This window comes from Streptomyces sp. NPDC048751, from assembly GCF_043198595.1.
Classification (GTDB): domain Bacteria; phylum Actinomycetota; class Actinomycetes; order Streptomycetales; family Streptomycetaceae; genus Streptomyces.
Genome location: NZ_JBICUX010000002.1, coordinates 216630 through 239589, shown reverse-complemented (window position 1 = coordinate 239589; position 22960 = coordinate 216630). Strand labels below are relative to the sequence as shown.

At 69.7% G+C, this 22960-nt stretch carries 17 protein-coding genes and 1 riboswitch; of the genes, 10 read left to right on the top strand and 7 right to left on the bottom strand.

Annotated elements, in window-relative coordinates:
• Window positions 1-119: 119 nt before the first annotated feature.
• The 6 genes from ACGFNV_RS07965 to ACGFNV_RS07940 all read left to right on the top strand — a co-directional run bounded on the left by ACGFNV_RS07965 (window position 120) and on the right by ACGFNV_RS07940 (window position 7269).
• Complete coding sequence (locus ACGFNV_RS07965) at window positions 120-1424, top strand: HD-GYP domain-containing protein (protein ID WP_393620370.1); 1305 nt, start codon at window positions 120-122, stop codon at window positions 1422-1424.
• Complete coding sequence (locus tag ACGFNV_RS07960; RefSeq protein WP_393620368.1) at window positions 1421-2698, top strand: HD-GYP domain-containing protein; 1278 nt, start codon at window positions 1421-1423, stop codon at window positions 2696-2698. Before ACGFNV_RS07965 ends, ACGFNV_RS07960 begins: the two co-directional genes overlap by 4 nt.
• Window positions 2699-2805: 107 nt before the next feature.
• Window positions 2806-3786 carry a hypothetical protein gene (locus tag ACGFNV_RS07955; protein ID WP_133927797.1) on the top strand — a complete coding sequence of 327 codons (981 nt, stop codon included), beginning with the start codon at window positions 2806-2808 and terminating at the stop codon, window positions 3784-3786.
• A 77-nt stretch (window positions 3787-3863) separates the two neighbouring features.
• Window positions 3864-4514, top strand: a complete 651-nt coding sequence (gene def, locus ACGFNV_RS07950) for a peptide deformylase (protein WP_393620366.1) — start codon at window positions 3864-3866, stop codon at window positions 4512-4514.
• A gap of 278 nt (window positions 4515-4792) precedes the next feature.
• Complete coding sequence (cyc1, locus tag ACGFNV_RS07945) at window positions 4793-5902, top strand: epi-isozizaene synthase (RefSeq protein ID WP_393620365.1); 1110 nt, start codon at window positions 4793-4795, stop codon at window positions 5900-5902.
• Window positions 5899-7269 (top strand): cytochrome P450, encoded by a 1371-nt coding sequence (locus ACGFNV_RS07940; RefSeq protein ID WP_393620363.1) that lies wholly within the window; start codon window positions 5899-5901, stop codon window positions 7267-7269. The genes cyc1 and ACGFNV_RS07940 overlap by 4 nt, the downstream gene beginning before the upstream one ends.
• A 4-nt stretch (window positions 7270-7273) precedes the next feature.
• On the opposite strand, the gene ACGFNV_RS07935 is transcribed toward ACGFNV_RS07940, so the two are convergent.
• The 4 genes from ACGFNV_RS07935 to ACGFNV_RS07920 form a co-directional block, all read right to left on the bottom strand.
• The gene (locus tag ACGFNV_RS07935) at window positions 7274-8236 is read right to left on the bottom strand and encodes a GlxA family transcriptional regulator (RefSeq protein WP_393620361.1); all 963 of its coding nucleotides are present in this window, start codon (window positions 8234-8236) and stop codon (window positions 7274-7276) included.
• A 211-nt stretch (window positions 8237-8447) separates the two neighbouring features.
• The gene (locus ACGFNV_RS07930; protein WP_393620359.1) at window positions 8448-9455 is read right to left on the bottom strand and encodes a ribonucleotide-diphosphate reductase subunit beta; all 1008 of its coding nucleotides are present in this window, start codon (window positions 9453-9455) and stop codon (window positions 8448-8450) included.
• On the bottom strand, window positions 9455-11821 hold the full coding sequence (locus ACGFNV_RS07925; RefSeq protein WP_393620357.1) for a ribonucleoside-diphosphate reductase subunit alpha: 2367 nt from the start codon (window positions 11819-11821) through the stop codon (window positions 9455-9457). Before ACGFNV_RS07925 ends, ACGFNV_RS07930 begins: the two co-directional genes overlap by 1 nt.
• A 142-nt stretch (window positions 11822-11963) precedes the next feature.
• A riboswitch (cobalamin riboswitch) is annotated at window positions 11964-12046 on the bottom strand.
• Between the two features lie 77 nt (window positions 12047-12123).
• Window positions 12124-12630 carry a GNAT family N-acetyltransferase gene (locus ACGFNV_RS07920; protein ID WP_393620355.1) on the bottom strand — a complete coding sequence of 169 codons (507 nt, stop codon included), beginning with the start codon at window positions 12628-12630 and terminating at the stop codon, window positions 12124-12126.
• Window positions 12631-12775: 145 nt separating this feature from the next.
• Between ACGFNV_RS07920 and ACGFNV_RS07915 the strand changes: the two genes are divergently transcribed.
• Complete coding sequence (locus tag ACGFNV_RS07915; protein ID WP_393620353.1) at window positions 12776-16381, top strand: NACHT domain-containing protein; 3606 nt, start codon at window positions 12776-12778, stop codon at window positions 16379-16381.
• A gap of 97 nt (window positions 16382-16478) precedes the next feature.
• Here ACGFNV_RS07915 and mctP read toward each other — a convergent pair whose 3' ends face one another.
• From mctP to ACGFNV_RS07900, 3 genes are all read right to left on the bottom strand, one after another.
• Window positions 16479-18107: a monocarboxylate uptake permease MctP gene (mctP, locus tag ACGFNV_RS07910; protein ID WP_393620352.1), complete on the bottom strand. Its 1629-nt coding sequence runs from the start codon at window positions 18105-18107 to the stop codon at window positions 16479-16481.
• Window positions 18104-18370 carry a DUF3311 domain-containing protein gene (locus ACGFNV_RS07905; RefSeq protein ID WP_393620350.1) on the bottom strand — a complete coding sequence of 89 codons (267 nt, stop codon included), beginning with the start codon at window positions 18368-18370 and terminating at the stop codon, window positions 18104-18106. The genes mctP and ACGFNV_RS07905 overlap by 4 nt, the downstream gene beginning before the upstream one ends.
• A 137-nt stretch (window positions 18371-18507) precedes the next feature.
• Window positions 18508-19272 carry a GntR family transcriptional regulator gene (locus tag ACGFNV_RS07900; RefSeq protein WP_393620348.1) on the bottom strand — a complete coding sequence of 255 codons (765 nt, stop codon included), beginning with the start codon at window positions 19270-19272 and terminating at the stop codon, window positions 18508-18510.
• A 340-nt stretch (window positions 19273-19612) separates the two neighbouring features.
• Here ACGFNV_RS07900 and ACGFNV_RS07895 point away from each other — a divergent pair, with 340 nt between their 5' ends.
• The 3 genes from ACGFNV_RS07895 to ACGFNV_RS07885 all read left to right on the top strand — a co-directional run bounded on the left by ACGFNV_RS07895 (window position 19613) and on the right by ACGFNV_RS07885 (window position 22960).
• On the top strand, window positions 19613-20896 hold the full coding sequence (locus tag ACGFNV_RS07895) for an extracellular solute-binding protein (protein WP_393620347.1): 1284 nt from the start codon (window positions 19613-19615) through the stop codon (window positions 20894-20896).
• A 235-nt stretch (window positions 20897-21131) separates the two neighbouring features.
• Entirely contained in the window at window positions 21132-22121 is a 990-nt protein-coding gene (locus tag ACGFNV_RS07890) for a carbohydrate ABC transporter permease (RefSeq protein WP_393620345.1), read from the top strand.
• Window positions 22118-22960 (top strand): carbohydrate ABC transporter permease, encoded by an 843-nt coding sequence (locus ACGFNV_RS07885; protein ID WP_393620344.1) that lies wholly within the window; start codon window positions 22118-22120, stop codon window positions 22958-22960. Before ACGFNV_RS07890 ends, ACGFNV_RS07885 begins: the two co-directional genes overlap by 4 nt.

The following is a 22960-nucleotide window of genomic DNA, read 5'->3' as shown; positions in this document are numbered from 1 at the left end:
GCGGCCCTCGGCCGTCACCCGAACGTAGTAATCCGCGGGTGATACGCCCGCGCGCCTCCCCCTGGCCGCCCTAGGCTCCCAAGCCTGGTAGGGCACCGTCATGCCGGGGGAGGGGCGACATGGAGGCGGTTCCGGCACGGGCACGTGTGTACGTCGTCGCCGTCGGCCTCGTCGCCCTCCTCTGTCTGCTGCCCCCGTCGACATCGCGCACACACGCGTGGGCGGTCCTGTTGCTCGCCGCGCTGTACGCCGGCTGTGAACAGGTCGCCCGGCGGCGCTTCGCCGGCACCTTCTACCCCGTGCTGCTCGCCGCGGCGTTCCTGCTGCCCCCGGCCGCCGCCGCGCTCGTCCCGCTGCCCGGGGCCCTGCTCTCCCACGTCGAGGCGCGTCCCTTCCTGCTGCGCCGGGTCTGGCGCGCCTCCCGGCTGGTCCTCGGCGTGTGGGCGGCGGCCCACGCCCACCAGGCGCTGGACGGCTGCGACGCCGTCGCCACCTCCGACTTCCCCTACGCGCTCGGCCCGGCCGGGGCGGCCGTCCTGCTGTTCTGCCTGGTCCTCACCCTGCTGGACGGCGGGATCCTCGCCCTGGCCGAGAAGGCGCCGGCCCGGCGCGCGTGGGGCGGGCTGCTGCCGCGCTCACTGGCGCCGGTCGCGGTGCACGGGACGGCCGGGCTGATGATGGCCGTGCTGTGGCGCAGCCCGTACGGGCCCGTCTCCGCGCTGCTCGTGCTGCTGCCGATGGGCGTGTCGTGGTGGGTGTACGCCCAGTACCACCGGGAGCGGGCGGCCCACCGGGCCACCATCCGGGCGCTGGTGCAGGCCGTCGACATCAAGGACGGCTACACCCGCGGGCACAGCGAGCGGGTCGGGCAGGCGTCCGTGCTGATCGCGCGCGAGCTCGGCATGGACGAGGAACGGGTGGAGGTCCTCCGGTTCGCCGGGATCCTGCACGACGTGGGGAAGCTGGGGGTGCCCACCCGGCTGCTGCGCAAGGACGGGCCGTTGACGCCCGAGGAGCGGCGCGTGATCGAGCTGCACCCCGAGTACGGGCACGAGATCGTGCGCGGGATCTCCTTCCTCGGCGAGGCCCGGACGGCGGTGCTGCACCACCATGAGCGGCTGGACGGGACCGGATACCCGTACGGGCTGGTGGGCAGTCAGATCCCGGAGTGCGCACGGGTGGTGGCCGTCGCGGACGCGTTCGACGCGATGACGTCGACGCGGTCGTACAGCAGGGCCCGGCCGGTTCCCACCGCGCTGGAGGAGTTGGAGCGGTGCGCGGGAACGCAGTTCGATCCCCGGATGGTGTCCGCCCTCGTCCGCGCGGTGGGCAGATCCGGCTGGCACCCCGCGGTGACCGCCGACGAGCCCGTTCGGCCCGGTGACCGGCCGCCGGTCTCCAGCCTGCCGGGAGCACGTGGATGACCCGGCATCGGTGTCCTGCCGCCCTCGCCCTCGTCCATGCCTCCGCCGCCCTCCTCGCCCTCGTCTCCCTCTGCGTCACCCTCTGGAACGGTGTCCACGAAGGCGCCCTCGCCCTCGCCTTCGGGCTGCTCGTCGCCGTGGGCGAGCTCACCCGGTGGAGCGGGCCCGGCGTGCGCGAGATCGCGCCGCTCGGGGCCGCCGGGGCGCTGGCGTACGCGCTGCTGGGCGAGAGCGCCGGACTGCCCCGAACCCTCGACCTGGCCGGCGCGCAGGGGACCCCCGTCGGCGTCTCCCAGGTCGTCACCGTCGTGCTCGCCGCCTCCCTGCTCGGCAGCGTGCCGCACATCGCGCAGGGGCGGAGCCCGACGCTCGACCACCTGGCCCGGCGGGTGCTGACCGTGGGGTTCGCCGTCGTCTGCTTCCAACCCCTGTCCCACAGCGGCACCTTGGCCGCCTGGGGTGGTCCGGCGCACGCTCTGCTGCTGCTCGCGCTGCTCACCCTCACCGTCCTGTGCGACACCGTCCTCGCCGCCGCGCTGGCGCACGCGCGCACGGGTTGGCCGTTCTGCCCCCTGCTGCGGGACGAACTGCGCGCGACGCTCGGCATCGGGTCGGCCGTCTGCGCGACCGGTGCCGTGATGGCGCTCGCGGTGGACGTCGCGGGCCTGTGGGCCCTGCCGGTGTTCTCGCTCCCGCTGCTGCTCACCCAGCTGTCCCTGGGCCGCTACGCCGCCGTGCGGGCCACCTACCGGCAGACCATCGCCTCCCTCGCGCGCGCCACCGAGATCGCCGGGTACACCCCGGCCGGGCACGCCCTGCGGGTCGCCTCCCTCAGCCAGGCCGTCGGCCGCGACCTGGGCCTGACCGAGCCCGAACTCACCGTGCTGGAGTACGCGGCCCTCATGCACGACATCGGCCAGCTCAGCCTCCTCGACCCGGTGCCTGCCGGGGCCACCGCCGCGCTGCCCGTCGAGGAGCAGCGGCGCATCGCCATCCTCGGCGGGGCCGTCGTACGGCAGACCGGGGTGGACCCGCAGGTGGCCGTCGTCGTGGAGCGGCAGGCCGACCCCTGCCGGGAGCAGCCGCCGGCCGCGCGGATCGTGCGGGCGGTGAACGCGTACGAGGAGAAGGCGCGGGACGCCGGGCCGGGCGGGCCGCTGAAGGCGCTGGAGGAACTGCGGCTGGGCACCGCCGACGACTACGCGCCCGAAGTCGTGGAAGCACTGGCCCGGGTTCTGTCGCGAGGCTGTCTTACCCTGCCCGGAGTGGGGTAACCCATGGGTAATGAGCGCCCTTCCAGCCGTACGTGGTTGGATGCGAAGGAGAGAGAGTGTCCGGGGGCACAGGCCAGCCCACACCACGGAACTGGCAGGCGGGAATCGTGAGGATCTTCGGCAAGGGACGGCACCGGCCCTCCGCCTCCTGGCGGCAGGCCACCGACCGCGCGTTCACCCTGATCGGTGATGGTCGGTACGAGGACGCGGGTGCGTTGTTGACACGTGCCGCCGATCTGGAGCCGTGGCTGTCGGAGTCCTGGTTCAACCTCGCCCTGCTGCACAAGTTCCGGCACGACTGGGAGCAGGCACGGGCCGCGGGCCTCAGGGCCGTGGCGCTGCTCGACCGGGAGACCGGGGCGCCCGACTGGTGGAACGTCGGCATCGCGGCGACCGCGCTCCAGGACTGGCCGCTGGCCCGGCGCGCCTGGCAGGCGTACGGGTTGCACGTGCCAGGGGGAGCCACCGCTTCGGGTGAACCCCTCGGCATGGATCTCGGCAGCGCGGCCGTGCGGCTGTCGCCCGAGGGCGAGGCGGAGGTCGTGTGGGGGCGTCGGCTCGACCCCGCCAGGATCGAGGTGCTGTCCATCCCGCTGCCGTCCTCCGGGCGGCGCTGGGGGGAGGTCGTGCTGCACGACGGGGTGCCGCACGGCGAGCGGACCACGGCGGCCGGGCACGCGTACCCCGTGTTCGACGAGATCGAGCTGTGGGCGCCGTCGCCCGTGCCGACCTGGGTGGTGCTGCTGGAGGCGGCGACCGAGGCGGACCGGGACGCGCTGGAGCAGCTCGCGGCCGACGCCGGGTTCGCGGCGGAGGACTGGTCGTCGTCGGTGCGGCTGCTGTGCCGGATGTGTTCGGAGTCACGGATGCCCTCGGACGAGGGCGACGGTGAGCATCTCGACCCGCACGACCACAGCGAGCCCGGACATCCCGGGCCGCTCGGGCACCGGACGGACGGGCAGTTGTGGGTTCCGGAACGGGAGTGCGGGGTGGCCGCGCCGGCCGCGCTGGTGCGGGGGTTGTTGGACGGCTGGGTCGCCGACAGCCCGGATTCCCGGGACTGGCGGGATCTCGAAGAGGTCTGCTGACCCGCTGCCCCTGCTGAACCACCCTTAGGCTGTACAGGCAGAAACTTCTCATGGTTGCAGGAAGGCTTACGTCGGTCATGGCGCAGCAGGACACCGATCAGCAGCACGTGGGCGTGCTCCCCGTGGACGACGAGGGCTTCGTCATCGACACGGAGGAGACGGAGGAGCGCGAGGCCGCCTGGCGCGCGGCCGGTACCTCGCGACCGATCACCGTCGTCGGAAACCCGGTGCTCCACAAGGAGTGCAGGGACGTCACCGAGTTCGGTGAGGAGTTCCAGCAGCTGGTCGCGGACATGTTCGCCTCGCAGCGCACCGCCGAGGGCGTCGGCCTGGCCGCCAACCAGATCGGGGTCGATCTGAAGGTCTTCGTCTACGACTGCCCGGACGACGACGGTGTGCGGCACGTCGGTGTGGTCTGCAACCCGAAGATCGTGGAGCTGCCCGCGGACAGGCGCCGGCTGGACGACAGCAACGAGGGGTGCCTGTCGGTGCCGACCGCGTACGCGCCGCTCGCCCGGCCCGACTACGCCGAGGTGACCGGGCAGGACGAGAAGGGCAACCCGATCAAGGTGCGCGGCACCGGGTACTTCGCGCGGTGTTTGCAGCACGAGACCGACCACCTGTACGGGTACCTGTACATCGACCGGCTCTCCAAGCGTGAACGCAAGGACGCGCTGCGGCAGATGGCCGAGAACGAGCCCCGCTACCCCGTGGTCGCCAACGACTGAGGTCACACAAACCCCGTACGCACGGCGCCTGTTCTGCTTCCCCCGGCCGAACAGGCGCCGTTCGTGTGTCCGTCGCACGTTCGATCGCTTCTCGCTCTCCTGGTGATCCAGAACCAGTCAGGCAACAGGGGATTCTCAGCACTGTGGGGTAGTGAATGCTGCAAATCCGTTCCCAGAGCGGTCAGTTGTAGGGCTGAATGGGAGTGGCGGATACGCAACGGCGCACGCCCGGTACAGCGGAGGGGCGCGTGGCCACAGGCGGCTGAGAGGGGTAGTTCGTGCCTGCTTTCCCACACAGCACCACTTACAGCACCGCGTACAGCACCACTTCGACGGCGACGGTGGTGGCGGTCCCACCCTCGCTCTCTCTTCCGGCGATCGAGGCCGCCTTTCCTCGGCAACTCCATGAGTATTGGCCAAGGCTTCAGGAGAAGACCCGTACCTGGCTCCTGGAAAAACGGCTGATGCCCGCGGACAAGGTGGCGGAATATGCCGATGGACTGTGCTACACCGACCTCATGGCGGGGTACTACCTCGGTGCCCCGGACGAGGTCCTCCAGGCGATCGGAGACTACAGCGCGTGGTTCTTCGTCTGGGACGACCGCCACGACCGCGACATCGTGCACGACCGACCAGCGGCCTGGCGGCGCCTGAAATCCAGGCTGCACAGGGCCCTTGACTCCCCACGGTCCCATCTGCACCACGAGGACCCGCTGGTCGCCGGGTTCTCGGACAGCGTGGTGAGGCTGTACTCGTTCCTGCCCCGGACGTGGAACGAGCGGTTCGCCCGGCACTTCCACGCGGTGATCGAGGCCTACGACCGGGAGTTCCACAACCGCAGAGAGGGGATCATCCCGTCCGTCGAGGAATATCTCGCGCTGCGTCGGCTCACCTTCGCGCACTGGATATGGACGGATCTGCTGGAGCCGAGCGCGGGATACGAACTCCCGGACGTCGTGAGAAAACATCCGGCATATCGGCGGGCGGCGCTGCTGAGTCAGGAATTCGCCGCCTGGTACAACGACCTCTGCTCGCTCCCCAAGGAAATCGCGGGCGACGAGGTGCACAATCTCGGAATCAGTCTCGTCACCCATGAGGGACTCACTCTGGAACAGGCGGTCGAGGAAGTCAGGCGGCGGGTCGACGAGTGCATCACTGAATTCCTGCTCGCCGAACGGGAAGCCTTACGCTTCGCCGACGGTCTCGACGACGGCACGGTGCGGGGAAAGGAACTGAGCGTCGCCGTGCGCGCCTGTCTGGGAAACATGCGGAACTGGTTCAGTTCCGTCTACTGGTTCCACCACGAGTCCGGCCGCTACCGGGTCGACAGCTGGGACGACCGGTCCACGCCCCCGTACGTCAACAACGAAGCGGCAGGTGAGATATGACCGTCGAGTCCGTGCAGCCCGTGGAACCACACTTGCCGGAGCTGCGGGAGCCGCCCCTCGCGGGTGGCGGAGTTCCGCTTCTCGGCCACGGCTGGAAGCTGGCACGCGATCCGCTGGCGTTCATGTCCCGGCTGCGCGAGCACGGGGACGTCGTCCGCCTGAAGCTCGGCCCGAAGACGGTGTACGCCGTCACCACGCCCGCGCTCACCGGCGCGCTCGCGCTGAGCCCCGACTACAAGATCGACGGGCCGCTGTGGGAATCCCTGGAAGGCCTGCTCGGCAAGGAGGGCGTGGCCACCGCCAACGGCCCCCGGCACCGGCGCCAGCGCCGCACCATCCAGCCCGCCTTCAAACTCGACGCGATCCCCGCCTACGGGCCGATCATGGAGGAGGAGGCGCACGCGCTGACCGACCGCTGGAAGGCCGGCGAGACGATCGACTGCACCTCCGAGTCGTTCCGCATCGCCGTACGCATCGCGGCCCGCTGTCTGCTGCGCGGCGACTACATGGACGAGCGGGCCGAGCGGCTGTGCGTCGCCCTCGCCACCGTCTTCCGCGGTATGTACCGGCGGATGGTGATCCCCCTCGGGCCGCTCTACCGGCTGCCCCTGCCGGCCAACCGTGAATTCAACCGCTCCCTGGCCGATTTGCACCTCCTGGTCGACGAGATCGTCGCCGAGCGCCGCGCATCCGGTCAAAAGCCGGACGATTTGCTGACGGCATTGCTGGAGGCCGAGGACGACAATGGCGACCCCATCGGGGAACAGGAGATCCACGACCAGGTCGTCGCGATAGTCACCCCCGGCAGCGAAACCGTCGCGTCCACGATCATGTGGCTGCTCCAGGTCCTCGCCGAACACCCGGAACACGCGGACAAGGTGTGCGCGGAGGTGGAATCGGTGACCGGAGGACGTCCTGTGGCATTCGAGGACGTCCGCAAGCTCACCCACACCAACAATGTCGTCGTCGAGGCCATGCGACTGCGCCCCGCCGTATGGATTCTGACCCGTCGGGCCGTCATCGACACCGAACTCGGCGGGTATCGCATTCCGGCCGGGGCCGACATCGTCTACAGCCCCTACGCGATCCAGCGCGACGCGCGTTCCTACGCCGACCACCTCGCCTTCGACCCCGACCGCTGGCTGCCGGAACGGGTGAAGGACGTCCCGAAGTACGCCATGAGCCCCTTCAGCGTGGGCAACCGCAAGTGCCCGAGCGACCACTTCTCGATGGCGCAACTGTCCCTGATCACGGCGGCCGTGGCGACGCGGTACCGCCTGGAGCAGGTGCCCGGCTCCAACGACGCGACCCGGGTCGGCATCACGCTGCGCCCGCAGCAACTGCTGCTGCGGCCGGTGCCGAGGTGAGGCGTCAGGCGGCCTGAGGTCCTCGGAACGCGCGCCGGTAGGCGTTCGGGGTCGTGTCCAGCGTCCGTACGAACTGGTGGCGCAGCGCGGCCGCGGTGCCGAACCCGGTGCGACCGGCGATCGCGTCCACCGTCTCGTCCGTCGCCTCCAGCAGATGCTGGGCCAGCAGCACGCGTTGCCGCAGGAGCCAGCGGTAGGGAGTGGTGCCGGTCTCCTGCTGGAAGCGGCGGGCGAAGGTGCGCGGGGACATGTGGGCGCGGGCGGCGAGCTGCTCGACGGTGACCTCCTCGTGGAGGTTGCGCTCCATCCACGCGAGGACCTCACCGACCGTGTCGCAGGAGGAACGCGGCAGCGGCCGCTCGATGTACTGGGCCTGGCCGCCGTCGCGGTGCGGCGGTACGACCATGCGCCGGGCGATCCTGTTGGCGACCTCCGGCCCCTGCTCCTTGCGCACGATGTGCAGACAGGCGTCGATGCCGGCCGCGGTGCCCGCCGAGGTGATCACCGGGTCGGCGTCGACGTACAGCACGTCCGGCTCGACGGTGATCCGCGGATGGCGCCGGGCCAGCTCCTCGGCGTGCCGCCAGTGCACCGCGCAGCGGCGGCCGTCGAGCAGCCCGGCGGCCGCCAGGACGAAAGCCCCGGAACACACGCTCAACACCCGTGCCCCCCGGTCCACAGCCGCGCACAGAGCCTCCAGCAGCTCCGGCGGATAGGCGCGCGCCACGTAGCTCTCCCCGGCCGGTACGGCGATCAGGTCGGCGCTCTCCAGCCGCTCCAGACCGTGCTCCAGCACCATGGAGAAGCCGGCGGGCGTGGTCAGGGTCGGGCCCTCCGCCGAGGCCACGGCGAAGTCGTAGACGGGCAGGCCCTCGTCGCTGCGGTCGATGCCGAACACCTCGCAGACGACACCCAGTTCGAAAGGATGCACGCCGTCGAGGAGGACTGCGGCCACGTTCTTCAGCATGCCGACAGTGTGCCCCGAGGGTGGCAGGAATTTGAAGGTGCGCGGCAGTCCTGCCACTGTCAGGAGTGTTCTTCCCGCACGATGCTTACAGCATGAACGCACTCAGTGGTTATGTGACCGTCCTGGTTCTCTTCGTCCTCCTGGCCGGGCCGGCGCTCGTGGGACTGGCCCACGAGCGCCGGATCGACCGCCAGTTGCGCGAGGCGCAGACTCAGAAGTCCTCGTCCAGGTCGACCGTGCCCTCCACCGCGACCTGGTACGCCGACGGGCGCCGCTCGAAGAAGTTGGTCAGTTCCTGAACCCCCTGGAGCTCCATGAAGGAGAAGGGGTTCTCCGAGCCGTACACCGGGGCGAAGCCCAGGCGCGTGAGGCGCTGGTCGGCGACGCACTCCAGGTACTGGCGCATCGAGTCGGTGTTCATGCCGGGCAGGCCGTCACCGCACAGGTCGCGCGCGAACTGCAGCTCGGCCTCGACGGCCTCCCGCAGCATGTCGGTGACCTGCTGCCGCAGCTCGTCGTCGAACAGCTCCGGCTCCTCCTTGCGGACGGTGTCGACGACGTCGAACGCGAAGCTCATGTGCATCGTCTCGTCGCGGAACACCCAGTTGGTGCCGGTGGCGAGGCCGTGCAGCAGACCCCGGCTGCGGAACCAGTAGACGTACGCGAAGGCGCCGTAGAAGAACAGGCCCTCGATGCACGCGGCGAAGCAGATCAGGTTGAGCAGGAAGCGGCGGCGGTCGGCCTGGGTCTCCAGGCGGTCCAGCTTCTCGACCTCGTTGATCCACTTGAAGCAGAACTCGGCCTTCTCGCGGATGGAGGGGATGTTCTCCACGGCGTCGAAGGCGGCCGCCCGGTCCTCCGGGTCGGGCAGGTAGGTGTCCAGGAGCGTCAGATAGAACTGGACGTGGACGGCCTCCTCGAAGAGCTGCCTGCTCAGGTACAGGCGCGCCTCGGGGGAGTTGATGTGCTTGTACAGCGTCAGTACCAGGTTGTTCGCGACGATCGAGTCGCCCGTCGCGAAGAACGCCACCAGACGGCCGATGAGGTGCTGCTCGGCGGGGCTGAGCTTGGCGAGGTCGGCGACGTCCGAGTGGAGGTCGACCTCCTCCACGGTCCAGGTGTTCTTGATGGCGTCCCGGTAGCGCTCGTAGAAGTCCGGGTAGCGCATCGGGCGGAGAGTCAGCTCGAAGCCGGGGTCGAGAAGGTTCCGGGTGGTCATTACTGGCAGGCCTCGCAGGACTCGGGGTTTTCCAGGGAGCAGGCGACGGCCTCGGGGTCCGGGGCCGGCTGCTGGACGGGGACGGTGGCCCGGGCGGCGCGGGCGATGCGGGTCGCCGGGCGCGAGCGCAGGTAGTACGTCGTCTTCAGGCCCGACTTCCAGGCGTACGCGTACATCGAGGAGAGCTTGCCGATGGTCGGCGTCTCCAGGAAGAGGTTCAGCGACTGTGCCTGGTCCAGGAACGGGGTCCGGGCCGCGGCCATGTCGATCAGACCGCGCTGCGGGATCTCCCACGCCGTGCGGTACAGGGCCCGTACGTCCTCGGGGATCCAGGCGAAGTCCTGCACCGAGCCGTTGGCCTCACGCAGCGCCTCACGGGTGCGGGCGTCCCACACGCCCAGGGCCTTGAGGTCCTGCACCAGGTACGAGTTGACCTGGAGGAACTCGCCCGACAGCGTCTCTCGCTTGAACAGGTTGGAGACCTGCGGCTCGATGCACTCGTAGACGCCCGCGATCGACGCGATGGTGGCGGTGGGCGCGATCGCGAGGAGCAGCGAGTTGCGCAGGCCCGTGCTCGCGATCCGCTCGCGCAGTGCCGCCCAGCGCTCCGGCCAGGTGAACTCGACACCGTAGTGGTCGGGGTGCAGGACACCCCGGGCGGTACGGGTCTTCTCCCAGGCCGGCAGCGGGCCGCTGCGCTCGGCGAGGTCGGCGGAGGCCTCGTACGCGGCGAGCATGACCCGCTCGGCGATCCGCGTGGACAGCTGCTTGGCCTCCGGGGAGTCGAAGGGCAGGCGCAGCTTGAAGAAGACGTCCTGCAGACCCATCGCGCCCAGGCCCACCGGGCGCCACTTGGCGTTGGAGCGGCCCGCCTGCTCGGTCGGGTAGAAGTTGATGTCGACGACCCGGTCGAGGAAGGTGACGGCGGTGCGGACGGTGTCGTCCAGCCGCTCCCAGTCGATGTCACCGTTGACCACGAAGGCCCCCAGGTTCACCGACCCCAGGTTGCACACGGCCGTCTCGCCGTCGTCCGTGACCTCCAGGATCTCCGTGCAGAGGTTGGAGGAGTGGACGACATGGCCCGGGGTCGCCGTCTGGTTGGCGGTGCGGTTGGCGGCGTCCTTGAAGGTCATCCAGCCGTTGCCGGTCTGCGCGAGGGTGCGCATCATGCGGCCGTACAGGTCACGGGCGGGGATGGTCTTCTTGGCGAGGCCCGCGGCCTCGGCCTTGCGGTAGGCGGCGTCGAACTCCTCGCCCCACAGGTCGACGAGGTCGGGCACGTCGGCCGGGGAGAAGAGGGACCACTGCTCGTCGGCGTTCACCCGGCGCATGAACTCGTCCGGCACCCAGTGCGCGAGGTTCAGGTTGTGCGTACGGCGGGCGTCCTCGCCGGTGTTGTCGCGCAGCTCCAGGAACTCCTCGATGTCGGAGTGCCAGGTCTCCAGGTAGACCGCGGCAGCGCCCTTGCGCCGGCCGCCCTGGTTCACGGCGGCGACGGAGGCGTCGAGGGTCTTGAGGAACGGGACGATGCCGTTGGAGTGCCCGTTGGTGCCGCGGATCAGCGAACCGCGGGAGCGGATGCGGGAGTACGACAGACCGATGCCGCCGGCGTGCTTCGAGAGGCGGGCCACCTGGTGGTAGCGGTCGTAGATGGAGTCCAGCTCGTCCTTCGGGGAGTCGAGGAGGTAGCAGGACGACATCTGGGGGTGGCGGGTGCCGGAGTTGAAGAGCGTGGGGGAGGAGGGGAGGTAGTCGAGGCGGCTCATGAGCCCGTAGAGCGCGGCGACTTCGTCCAGGGCGCGGGCCGTGTCGTCCTCGGCGAGACCGGCGGCCACCCGGAGCATGAAGTGCTGCGGGGTCTCCACCACCTTGCGGGTGAGGGGGTGCCGCAGGAGGTAGCGGCTGTGCAGGGTGCGCAGGCCGAAGTAGCCGAAGCGGTCGTCGGCGTCCGTGTCGACGAGGGCGTCGAGCCGGTCGGCGTGCACCCGTACGAACTCCGCCGTGCGGTCGGCGATGAGGCCTTCCCGGTGCCCCACGGCCACGGACTCGGTGAAGGACGTGACGCCCTGCGAGGCGGCCTCGGCGCGGATGGAGATCGTCAGCAGACGGGCGGCCAGCCGGGAGTAGACGGGGTCCTCGGAGATGAGGCCGGCGGCCGCCTCCGTGGCCAGCTCGCGCAGTTCCGACTCGTCCGCCCGCGCGGACCGGCCCCGCAGGGCGGCGGCGGCGACCCGGCCGGGGTCGGCGTCGGGGAGGTCGGCGGTCAGCTCGGTCAGGGTCCGCAGCAGTGCGGTACCGGGACCGTCGTCCGCGGCGGATGTCGCAGACGGTGTCGCTGAAGCCGGTTCGGCTGGCGCGATGGTCACGTGGGGCTCTCCCTCGCTCGGCACGGGGCCTGGCGGAGGGCAGGGGGCAGCACGAGCGCACACGGCGTCGCGTCCACCGACCCACTCCACGAGGCCCGGACGTCGGGCACCCGGACCGGACGGGCCGGGCGCGCTGTCGGCAGGTCCTCGGACTGACGCTCATACGCGGGCAAGCGCGCACGAGTACACCGTTGCGGGACAGTTCCGGATTCGCACCGGATTCCCCTGCGGCGACAGCGAGCATGAGCATACATCTTGTGCCGGGCTGCGATGCCACCCCCAGATGTTGTGTTGCGATGGTTTCAGAGCGTCAACTCGTAGGTGAGGAGAGTGATGTCGTCGAGGTGTGGGATCGGGTTCCAGTCGCGCTCGGGCGCGCGGGTGAAACCGAGGCGTGCGTAGACGCGGTGGGCGGTGTGCATGGTGCGCTGGGTGGAGAGGACGATCGAGGCGCAGCCCTCGACGGCGCGTGCGCGCTCGACACAGGCCCGCACGAGGGCCTCACCGACGCCACGCCCGCGTGCGGCGTGCGCGACCGCGAGCATCCGTATCTCGGCCTCTCCCGGCCGGGCGATGTCGGCCATCGGGCCGCCCGCCGGCACGAAGGTGACGCCGCCGAGCACCCGCCCCCGCTCCACCGCGACCAGCACCTCCGCGGCCGCGGCCCGCTTGCCGACGTCCCTCAACTCGCCCAGATACGCGTCGCTCTCCGCGAAGTCGAGGAGGCCGTCCTGAAGGTAGGCCTGGGCGGTGATCTCACCGACGGTCTCGTACTCGTCGGGGTGCGCCTGCCGGATGACGATGTCCATGGGGGTGAGTCTGCCGGACGCCCCCGGCGCCGATCCGCTGGGTTTCCGTACCGGTTGCGGGGCGGCCCGCACGTGCTTCCATGGAAGTAGGTGCCGGTGCCCGCTGAGCCCTCCGCCCCGAGAACGCACTCGGAGGGAGCGCACGATGACGAGTGTCGTCCGTCGACCGCCCGGCAAGGAACGGCCGCGCAACGCGCCGATGGCCACGCTGGACCTGAGACGGGCGGGCAGCCGGGTGCGGAGCGTCCTCGTGGGCCGTTGGCACACCCTGACCATCCGTCTGGAGGCGCGACGCGGTGCCACCCGGCCCAAGAAATGGCGGAGATGGTTCTCCTACGCCAACGCGACCAGGTTCGTCTGGGCCGTCGCCGTGCTCGCCCTCCTGGCCTGGTGCGGGGAGGGCCTGTCCATCCTGATCACAGGGAAGTCGACCGGCTTCGAGCACCTGCGCAAGAGCGGGGGGTTGGACGCCCTGTTCCAGTTCGTCGGCCCCGTACTGACCGCCTCCATCGCCGCCGCGCTCTTCCTGTTCTGCTGGTACGCCTGGACCAAGCGGCGTTACCTCGCCAAGGCCAGCAGGAGACCCGGCCGGCTGGTGCTCACCGTTGGCCAGGACACGGGCGACATCGTGGGCCGCGACGAGGTCGCCGAGGTCATCGCCGAACGGCTGCGGGACCGCGACACCCGGCGGCCCTATCTGCTCGTGGGCGGCGTCGGAGTGGGCAAGACCGCCGTCCTCGTCCGCCTCACGGAACTGCTCGCCCGGCAGCGCGCGGTGCCCGTGCCGATCCGGCTGCGGGACGCGGCCGACGACCCCGACCTCAACTTCGAGCGGATGGCCAAGCTGCGCTTCGCCGAGGAGACACCCCAGGGGACCCTCGCGCGCACCAAGAACGACCGGGTCTGGCAGCAGCTGCTCGCCGACGACAAACCGGTCGTGATCGCCGACGGACTGGAGGAGGCGCTCCTCGCCGACAGCCTCCAGCAGAACCGGGACAACATCATCCGCCGGGCCATCGAGCGCGCCCACCGCGAGAAGCTGCCCCTGGTCATCGCCTCCCGGCCGCACAGCCCCCTGGAGAGCACGGCCGCCGCGATCGTGGAGCTGGAGCCGTTGAGCGAGGAGGAGGCACTGCACTTCGTCGAGGCCCGCGCCTCGGGCCGGGAGGAGCAGTACCTGGACGCCGTCGTCGAGACGGCGGAGGTCACCGAATCACCCGTCTACCTGCAGATCGTGCGCGAACTGCACAGCAACGACCTGCTGCGCCACGACGACTCCGAGCACCTGGACATCTCCGGCCGGGACCGCAGCGCGCTGCGGCTGCAACTGCTGGAGCGGTGGGAACGCGCCCTGTGCGAAAGCCGGCTGCGGCAGGACGTGGTCCTGAGCCGGCAGGAGCGCGGCGACACCGTCGAAGTGGTGTCCGCCCTGGCCTGCATCGGCCTGCTCAAGGACAGCCTGGAGGTCGGCTTCGCCGAGTTGCTCGGCGAGGACGTGCACCCCGGCCCGCTGCGACGCGCACGGACCCGGGCCGAACACCTGTGGACCAGCGCACGCGGCTTCGACCAGTACGGCAAGCGCGGCACCGTCTTCTCCGAGTGGCATCGCAAGCGGATCTGGGACACTCTCTGCGCCCGGCTCAGTGCCGACGAGAGCCGACGGCTGAGCGAGGGAAGCACCGACCAGTGCCAGGCCGTCCTGGCCCGTTTCGCGGCCAACGCCGACAAGCTCAGGCTGCTGGAGGGCCTGGAGCGGAAGGTCCGCTTCCCCCACAGCATCATGCAGGCGTACTTCGGCTTCCGCGTCCTGGACGAGCTGGGCGAGCGGGACGCCGGGGAGCTGGTCGACGAGGCGCTGCAACCGCCCGGCCCCAGCCGTGAGCTGCTCGTGGCCCTGGTGTTCCTGTCCCGTAGCTCGGCGGCGAAGACCACGGCCCGCGGCGGTGGCGTCCGGGCCGAGGCGAAGAAGGAGCTCCAGGAACTGGTGCGGCAGGCACCCGTGTACGGGCGCACCCTGACCCATCGGCTCTGCGCCGCCGCGAGCCGCCGCACGGACGACCCGAAGGTCCTGGACCTGTACGCGGCCGCACTGGAGGTCGAGAGCGTGGAGGAGTCTCCGGAACGGCTCAAGACCGTCGTCGCCGCCGTGCACGACTGCTGGTCCGGAATCAAGGGGGACCGGCGTACCCTCGACGACGCGAAGCTGGCCCTGGTCAAGCAGCTCGGCGCGGCGCTGCGGAGAGTCTCCGACCGGATCGACACCACCGGGCTGTACTGGCGGCTCTTCGTCCTCGGAGTCGAGGAACCCTCCTACGGCATCAGCCTGGCCACCGCCCAGGAGTGCGGCAGCGGAGGCAGCGCCGCGTTCGCGGTGATCCGCGAGCAGTTCGGCCTCGACAACGACCCCGTGCAGGAGTACAACGACGCGGTCACCGCCCTGAAGGCCCGCAAGAGGCAGCGGTACGCGGCCTGGGCCGAGGAGATGGCGGCGACGCAGGAGAAAAACGCCGGCGCGCCCGCCGGGGCCGCGTCGTCCGACCGCACCCAGCGGCAGCAGGCCGAGCTGCGCGAAATCAACGCGGAGTACCGGGGTGAACGGGTCCGCCTGCTCCGGAACTTCGTGATGCGGGCCTGGATCCTCCCCATGCTGCTGGGCTCCGTCGACGAGGCCCACCGCGACGAGGCCCAGGAGCGCCTCGCCAAGTGGCTGCGCCACCTCGACCCGGCCCACGCCGGCAGCGCCGATCTGCCGCTCCCCCTGGAGGCGGCGCTGGCCAAGGGCTTCAAGTTCGCGGCGAACCGGCGCCGGACCCACCCGCACACGGACCAGGGCAGCCGCGCCGACCTGATCCGGCAGGCCGAGACGTTCCTGCAACGGTCCCGCTGCTGGTACGCGCAGCTCAGCCTGCTCCACGCGCTGTGCCTGTGGGAGCTCCCGGACACCGTCGGCCTCCCCCCTGGGCAGGGCGACGGCGACCCGTCGGCACGGCCGTCCAGGAGGATCGGCGGCACGACCGCCGTGGACACCGTCCGGCGCTGGCTGTCGACGGCCGGCACGGTCAACAGGCCGCCGGGTCAGCTCAGCGGGAACGGCGAGGACGGCGAGAACGGGGCCTCGCCCCGGCGGCGTCTGCACCCCTTCGTCAGCGAGGCGGGAGACCTGGTGGCCCTCGCCCTGGAGACCGGGCAGCCCGAACGCTTCCTCTGGATCGACGAGAAGGGCGTGGCCGACAACATCGGCTCCCGGGTGGGCCAGCTCGACGGGTCCCGTCGGCACAACCTGTGGATCCCGCCCTCGGTCGGCTGGAGCACCCTGGACGGGCGCGCCCAGCGACTCGTCGCCGATGTGCTGGTCCTGCTCAACCTCGTCGAACGGGACGGCAATCCCGACGAGGTCGAGGACCGGATGGCCCGCGTGGAGCAGCCCGGCCTGTCGCTCCCGCCGTGCATCCGTACCAAGCGCGAGCCGCTGGAACCCGGCAGGCCGGCCGGTACCGCCGTTCCGCCCGCGCCGGGTTCGAACTGCCTGCCCGACTGCAAGTTCAAGCTGTGCCCGTATCCGCCGCGCGGGAGTGTGCCCCGGGACGAGATACGCGAGCCGTTCTGCCGGCAGCAGCAGGCACTGCTGCCCGGGCGGGTGCGGCGGTGCTTTCCCCGGGGGCTGCGGAGGAAGACGCCGCCGTGGGTCAGCATGCGGGTGCGGGAACTGGACCGGTTCTGGGACGCGATGGCCCGGCGTACGCGTTCGTAGCGACGGTGGGGGACAGGCAGGCGGGCCGCCGTTGGTCCTGCTCTCGGCGGCCCGCTGCTGGTGGTTCGTGCGTTCCCGCGCCCCTGTGGGGCGGGTTTCAGTGGGAGCTGCCCGCGGTGGCCGGCGGCAGTTCCACCTGGACGCCCGGGTCGCCCGCGTCCGCCGTGTAGTCCTCCGGGCTCGTCTCGTCGATGCCCTCGGGGGCCTTGAGGGCCTTCAGGACGAAGGTCAGGACCACGGTCACCGCGACGTTCAGGACGAACGCCGTGAAGCCGATGTAGCCGATCTCGCCGATGCCGGGGATCTCCTTCGCCGAGCCGCCGAAGTGCTTCTGCGTCGGGGAGGCGACGCCGTACGCGGCGACCGTGCCGTAGACCATGCCGACGGCCCAGCCGGCGAGGAGGGCCCAGCGGTGGAACCAGCGGGTGAAGAGGCCGCCGACGAGGGCCGGGAAGGTCTGCAGGATCCAGATGCCGCCGAGGAGCTGGAAGTTGATGGCGACCGTCTTGTCCATGGTGAGGACGAAGACCAGGGCGCCGACCTTCACCAGGAGTGAGACGAGCTTGGAGACGCGGGTCTCCTCCTTGGGCGTGGCGTCCGGCTTGATGAAGTCCTTGTAGATGTTGCGGGTGAAGAGGTTCGCGGCCGCGATCGACATGATGGCCGCCGGGACGAGCGCGCCGATGCCGATCGCCGCGAAGGCCACGCCCGCGAACCAGTCCGGGAACATGTTCTCGAACAGCTGCGGGATCGCCAGCTGACCGTTGGTCACCTTGACGCCGGCCGCGATGGCCATGAAGCCCAGCAGGGCGAGCAGGCCCAGCATCAGCGAGTACAGGGGCAGGATCGTGGTGTTGCGCCGGATCACCTCACGGCTGCGCGAGGACAGCGTCGCCGTGATCGAGTGCGGGTACATGAACAGGGCCAGTGCCGAGCCCAACGCCAGTGTGGCGTACGTCCACTGGCCGGCCTCGGCCGGTGCCAGGGCGCCGCGCGGCTTGCCGGTCGCGGGGTTGGTCTGGCTGAACGCCTCGCCCGCCTTGGCGAAGATGTCGTCGAAGCCGCCGAGCTTGATCGGGATGTAGATGATCGCCACGGCGATGACGATGTAGATCAGCGTGTCCTTCACGAACGCGATCATCGCCGGGGCCCGCAGGCCCGAGGAGTAGGTGTACGCCGCAAGCACGCCGAACGCGATCAGCAGCGGGAGGTCCTTGACGAACCAGTTGGTGTCCTCGCCGCCGCCGACGCCCATGACGTCCAGCACCGCCTGGATGCCGACCAGTTGGAGCGCGATGTACGGCATGGTCGCGAGGATGCCGGTCAGCGCCACCGCGAGGGACAGGCCCTTCGAGCCCCAGCGGCCGCGGACGAAGTCGGACGTCGTCACGTACCCGTGCTTGTGGGAGACCGACCACAGGCGGGGCAGGAAGGTGAAGATCAGCGGGTACACGAGGATCGTGTAGGGCACCGCGAAGAAGCCGGCCGCGCCCGCCGCGTAGATCGCCGCCGGTACGGCGACGAAGGTGTACGCCGTGTACAGGTCGCCGCCGAGCAGGAACCAGGTGATCCAGGTGCCGAACGACCGTCCGCCCAGGCCCCATTCGTCGAGGCTGTGCTCGTTCTCGGCCCTGCGCCAGCGCGAGGCCAGGAAGCCCATGACCGTGACGGCCAGGAAGAAGAAGATGAAGACGCCGAGCGCGACGCCGTTGACGCCGTCGTTCACTTCGACGCACCGCCCTTCTCCGTCGCGCGGGCGCGCTGGTCACGCTGCCACAGCTTGTACGCGATCATGGTCAGCACCGTGGAGAGCAGCACCCACAGCATCTGGTACCAGTAGAAGAACGGGATGCCGATGAAGGCGGGGTCTGTCTTGGCGTACGAGCCCACCCACAGCATCGCCACGAAGGGCGCGAGGAGGCAGAGGGCGATGACGACGCGCGCGGGCGTCACCACCGGCCCTCGGCTCACTTCCGGGGCTTCTGACATTGTGACTCCGTCCCCTCACTGATCACCTGTAATGCGCAGGAAATCTAGGTGACGGCGTCCCGACAGCGAAAGCCCCCGTCCGCATATCGGTCCCCAAACGTTGCCGTTGAGCTGCGGATACGGGGGCTCGGACCTGCCTACTCGGTGGGCCGCTTGAGTCGCGCGACGAACTTGTAGCGGTCGCCCCGGTACACCGACCGCACCCACTCCACCGGCTGCCCCTCCTTGTCCAGCGAGTGCCGGGAGAGCATCAGCATCGGCAGGCCCACGTCCGTGCCGAGCAGACCGGCCTCGCGCGGGGTGGCCAGGGACGTCTCGATGGTCTCCTCGGCCTCCGCGAGGTGGACGTCGTAGACCTCCGCCAACGCCGTGTAGAGGGACGTGTACTTGACCAGCGACCTGCGCAGCGCCGGGAAGCGCTTGGCGGACAGGTGGGTGGTCTCGATGGCCATCGGCTCGCCGTTGGCCATGCGCAGTCGCTCGATGCGCAGGACGCGGCCGCCCGCGGTGATGTCGAGGAGGTCGGCCAGGGTGTCGTCGGCCGTGATGTAGCCGATGTCGAGGAGTTGCGAGGTGGGTTCGAGGCCCTGGGCGCGCATGTCCTCGGTGTACGAGGTGAGTTGCAGGGCCTGCGAGACCTTCGGCTTCGCGACGAACGTGCCCTTGCCCTGGATGCGCTCCAGGCGGCCCTCGACGACCAGTTCCTGGAGTGCCTGGCGGACGGTGGTGCGGGAGGTGTCGAACTCGGCCGCGAGAGTCCGCTCGGGCGGGACCGGCGTACCGGGCGCCTGGGTCTCCGTCATGTCGAGCAGGTGCCTCTTCAGGCGGTAGTACTTGGGCACACGCGCGGTACGGACGGTCGCCCCAGCCTCGTTCTCCGCACTGCTGACGTCGGTGCTCATGGCCTGCCTTCCCGGCTCCGGATGCGGGTCACATCGTGGCACGTGTGCGGCGGTGCCGGCCCGCCGCTTGCGTGATCTGTTCTGTATACCGCCGCAGCCTTCGCTGGTCTAGTCCACCAGGGCAAGTGGTCTACCGGGATCCCTTCTCCGGTGTCCATGTTTTCGACGGTTTCTTACTTAAAGGTTCCTGCATATGTAGGTCGCATAACGGCTGGTCGGAGGGGGTTCGGCCACCCTTGACAGGCTTATTGGTCTGAGCCAAGCTCTGCGCACTGGTCTACACCATTGGTCCAGGTCCCGGCCCGTGGGCGGGGGATGTGGCATCCCTGAGGAGGGTGGCGTGAAGCGCAAGCTGATAGCCGCGATCGGTATCGCGGGCATGATGGTCTCCATCGCGGCGTGCGGTGACGACAAGGGCAGCGGGGGCTCGGACAAGGGCGCGGACGCGAAGGAACTGACCGTCTGGCTCACCGTCGACGCCCAGAACAACTGGCCGGACCTGGTGAAGGCCGCCGACGCGGCGGTGCAGAAGAAGCACCCCGGCGTCAAGATCAACCACGAGTACTACGGCTGGCCCGACAAGAACGCCAAGCTCGACGCGGTCCTCGCCACCGACAAGGTCCCCGACGTGGTCGAGATGGGCAACAGCGAGATGCTGAGCTACATGGTCAAGGGCGCCTTCGCCCCGGTCGACCCGGCGAAGTTCACCAACTCCGACCAGTGGCTGGACGGCCTCAAGACCTCCGTCACCTACGACGGCAAGACCTACGGCGTGCCGTACTACGCGGGCGGCCGGGTCGGCAACTGGCGCAAGGACATCTTCGCCTCCGTCGGCGTCAAGTCCACCCCGAAGACGTACAAGGAACTGACCGCCGCCCTGGACAAGGTCCAGAAGAAGGAAGGCAACAAGTTCAGCGCCTGGTACCAGCCCACCCGCGACTGGTACGCGGCCATGTCCTTCGTCTACGACGCCGGCGGCTCGATCGCGGTCGATTCGGGCGGCCAGTGGAAGGCCAACCTCTCCTCGCCCGAGTCCGTCAAGGGCCTGAAGGAGTTCAAGAACGTCGTCGACAAGTACATGCACGGCGACAAGACCAAGGACGAGTCCGACCGCTACATCGTCTACGGCCAGGGCAAGTCCGGCATGATCTTCGGTGCCGCCTGGGAGGGCGCGACCTCCGAACTCCCCGACAACGACAAGTCCGGCAAGCTCAAGGGCAACCTCGAGAACTTCGTGATGCCCGGCCCGTCCGGCAAGAACCTCCCCGTCTTCCTGGGCGGCTCCGACCTCGCCATCCCGGTGAAGTCCGACGCGCAGGCCCTCGCCGCCGAGTGGATCAACGCCTTCACCGGGCCCTCCGGCCAGAAGGGCCTGATCGCCAAGGGCAACCTGCCCAACAACAAGATCGACCTCGCGCCCCTGAAGAACGACCCCGCGACCGCGGTCCCGGCCACCGCGGCCGAGTCCAACTGGTTCGTCCCGATGGCGCCCGGCTGGGGCCAGGTCGAGAAGGCCCAGATCCTGCAGACCATGCTGCAGAACATCGGCACCGGCAAGGAGACCGTCGCGGCGGCGGCCAAGGAGGCCGACGCCGCGATTGACAAGGTCATCAACACCAATTGAACCCTTCACCGCCACTCGGGGCGGTGAATCCCTGGCTCACGTTGCCCGGTCGCTCACCGAGCGACCGGGTCTCACACGATCAGCACCAGCCGGGTTGGAACCAGCCCGGATGCGCAAAGCCTGCAAGGACGTTGCTGCGCCAGCTTGGTTCTCGCCAGCACACCGTAACCGTACCACTTCGTACAGCTACCGAGCTTGATTTCCTGTACGACGAGGGACCGCTGAGGAGCGCGCCATGAGTGCCGCAGACACCACCACCCCTGCCAAGGTGCCGCAAGCGCGGCAGGCACCACCGCCACCACCGGCCGTCGTGAAGCAGCCACCCGGAAGACGGCGCTCCGGTGCCGCCGTCCCCTGGCTCCTGCTCGCGCCCTGTCTGCTGATCCTCGCCCTCGTCATGGGCTATCCGATGGTCCGCCTGGTCACCCTGTCGTTCCAGAAGTTCGGGCAGTCCCAGCTGTGGGGCTTCCAGCCCGCGGAGTCGGTCGGGTTCGACAACTTCACGAACGTGCTCGGCGACGGGGAGTTCTGGCAGGTCGTCGTCCGCACGATCGTCTTCGCCGCCGGCTGCGTGATCTTCACGATGGTCGCAGGCATGCTGATCGCGCTGCTGCTCCAGCGGGTCTCCGGCTGGGTGAAGACCCTGGTCAACATCGCGCTGGTGGCCAGCTGGGGCATGCCGATCATCGTCGCCACCACCGTCTTCAAGTGGCTCTTCGACGCCGACTACGGCATCCTCAACGCCCTGCTCAGCAAGCTGCCGGGCGTCGAGCTGATCGGCCACAACTGGTTCGCGAGCGGGCCGCAGGGCCTGGCCGTGATCATGCTCCTGGTGGTGTGGGGGGCGGTGCCCTTCGTGGTGATCACCCTGAGCGCCGGTCTCACCCAGGTCCCCGCCGAGTTGGAGGAGGCCGCCCGGCTGGACGGCGCGGGCTCGTGGGGCGTCTTCCGGTACGTCACCCTGCCCGTCCTCAAGCCGATCGTCGTGATGCTCACGACCCTGTCGGTCATCTGGGACATGGGCGTCTTCCCGCAGGTCTTCGTGATGCGCAACGGCCACCCCGAGGCCGAGTTCCAGCTCCTCACCACCTACTCCTACGACCGCGCCTTCGTGGTCAACGACTACGCGCAGGGCTCGGCGATCGCCCTCATCACCGTGGTGCTGCTGCTCGGTGTGGTCGCCGTCTACATGCGTCAGATGCTGAAGATCGGAGAGGTCGAATGAGTGCGCTCACCCCTCCTGCGCGCCGCAGGTCCAAAGCCGGCTGGAACCTCCTGGGCCTCCTCGTCTTCGCCACCGCCGGCTTCCCCGTCTACTGGATGCTCAACACGGCGTTCAAACCGGCCAAGGACGCGATCGACCCGGACCCGAGCCTCCTGCCCACCAGCCTCACCCTGGCCAACTTCCGCCGCGCGCTCGCCATCGCCGACTTCTGGGGCCCGGTCGGCCGCAGCCTGGTCGTCTCCCTCGCGGTGGTGGCGATCGGCATCGTGGTCGGCATGCTGGCCGCGCTCGCCATCTCCCGGTTCGCCTTCCGCGGCCGCAAGATCGTGATCGTGGGCATCCTCGCGGTCCAGATGGTCCCGTTGGTCGCCATGATCATCCCGGTCTTCCTGCTCCTCAACGACCTGGAGCAGTACGACAAGCTCACCGGCCTGATCATCACCTACCTGACCTTCATCCTTCCCTTCACGGTGTGGACCCTGCGCGGCTTCATCGTCAACATCCCCAAGGAGCTGGAGGAGGCCGCGATGGTCGACGGCTGCTCCCGCACCGGCGCCTTCGTCCGGGTCGTCTTCCCCCTCCTCGCCCCCGGCATGGTCGCCACCTCCGTCTACGGTTTCATCCAGGCCTGGAACGAGTACCTGTACGCCCTCATGCTCCTCAGCCAGAAGCACCAGACCGCGACCGTCTGGCTCGGCAACTTCACCACCAAGCACGGCACGGAGTACGCCCCGATGATGGCCGGCTCCACGATGATGGCCGTGCCGATCGTGGTCCTGTTCCTCCTCGTCCAGCGCAAGATGGCCGCGGGTCTGACCGCGGGCGCCGTGAAGGGATGA

Excerpts from the sequence above, each read along its gene's own strand:
- ACGFNV_RS07965 (WP_393620370.1), top strand. The coding sequence starts at position 120 with ATGGAGGCGGTTCCGGCACGGGCACGTGTGTACGTCGTCGCCGTCGGC.
- ACGFNV_RS07960 (WP_393620368.1), top strand. The coding sequence starts at position 1,421 with ATGACCCGGCATCGGTGTCCTGCCGCCCTCGCCCTCGTCCATGCCTCC.
- def (WP_393620366.1), top strand. The coding sequence starts at position 3,864 with ATGGCGCAGCAGGACACCGATCAGCAGCACGTGGGCGTGCTCCCCGTG.
- ACGFNV_RS07940 (WP_393620363.1), top strand. The coding sequence starts at position 5,899 with ATGACCGTCGAGTCCGTGCAGCCCGTGGAACCACACTTGCCGGAGCTG.
- ACGFNV_RS07935 (WP_393620361.1), bottom strand. The coding sequence starts at position 8,236 with ATGCTGAAGAACGTGGCCGCAGTCCTCCTCGACGGCGTGCATCCTTTC.
- ACGFNV_RS07930 (WP_393620359.1), bottom strand. The coding sequence starts at position 9,455 with ATGACCACCCGGAACCTTCTCGACCCCGGCTTCGAGCTGACTCTCCGC.
- ACGFNV_RS07920 (WP_393620355.1), bottom strand. The coding sequence starts at position 12,630 with ATGGACATCGTCATCCGGCAGGCGCACCCCGACGAGTACGAGACCGTC.
- ACGFNV_RS07915 (WP_393620353.1), top strand. The coding sequence starts at position 12,776 with ATGACGAGTGTCGTCCGTCGACCGCCCGGCAAGGAACGGCCGCGCAAC.
- ACGFNV_RS07905 (WP_393620350.1), bottom strand. The coding sequence starts at position 18,370 with ATGTCAGAAGCCCCGGAAGTGAGCCGAGGGCCGGTGGTGACGCCCGCG.
- ACGFNV_RS07900 (WP_393620348.1), bottom strand. The coding sequence starts at position 19,272 with ATGAGCACCGACGTCAGCAGTGCGGAGAACGAGGCTGGGGCGACCGTC.
- ACGFNV_RS07890 (WP_393620345.1), top strand. The coding sequence starts at position 21,132 with ATGAGTGCCGCAGACACCACCACCCCTGCCAAGGTGCCGCAAGCGCGG.
- ACGFNV_RS07885 (WP_393620344.1), top strand. The coding sequence starts at position 22,118 with ATGAGTGCGCTCACCCCTCCTGCGCGCCGCAGGTCCAAAGCCGGCTGG.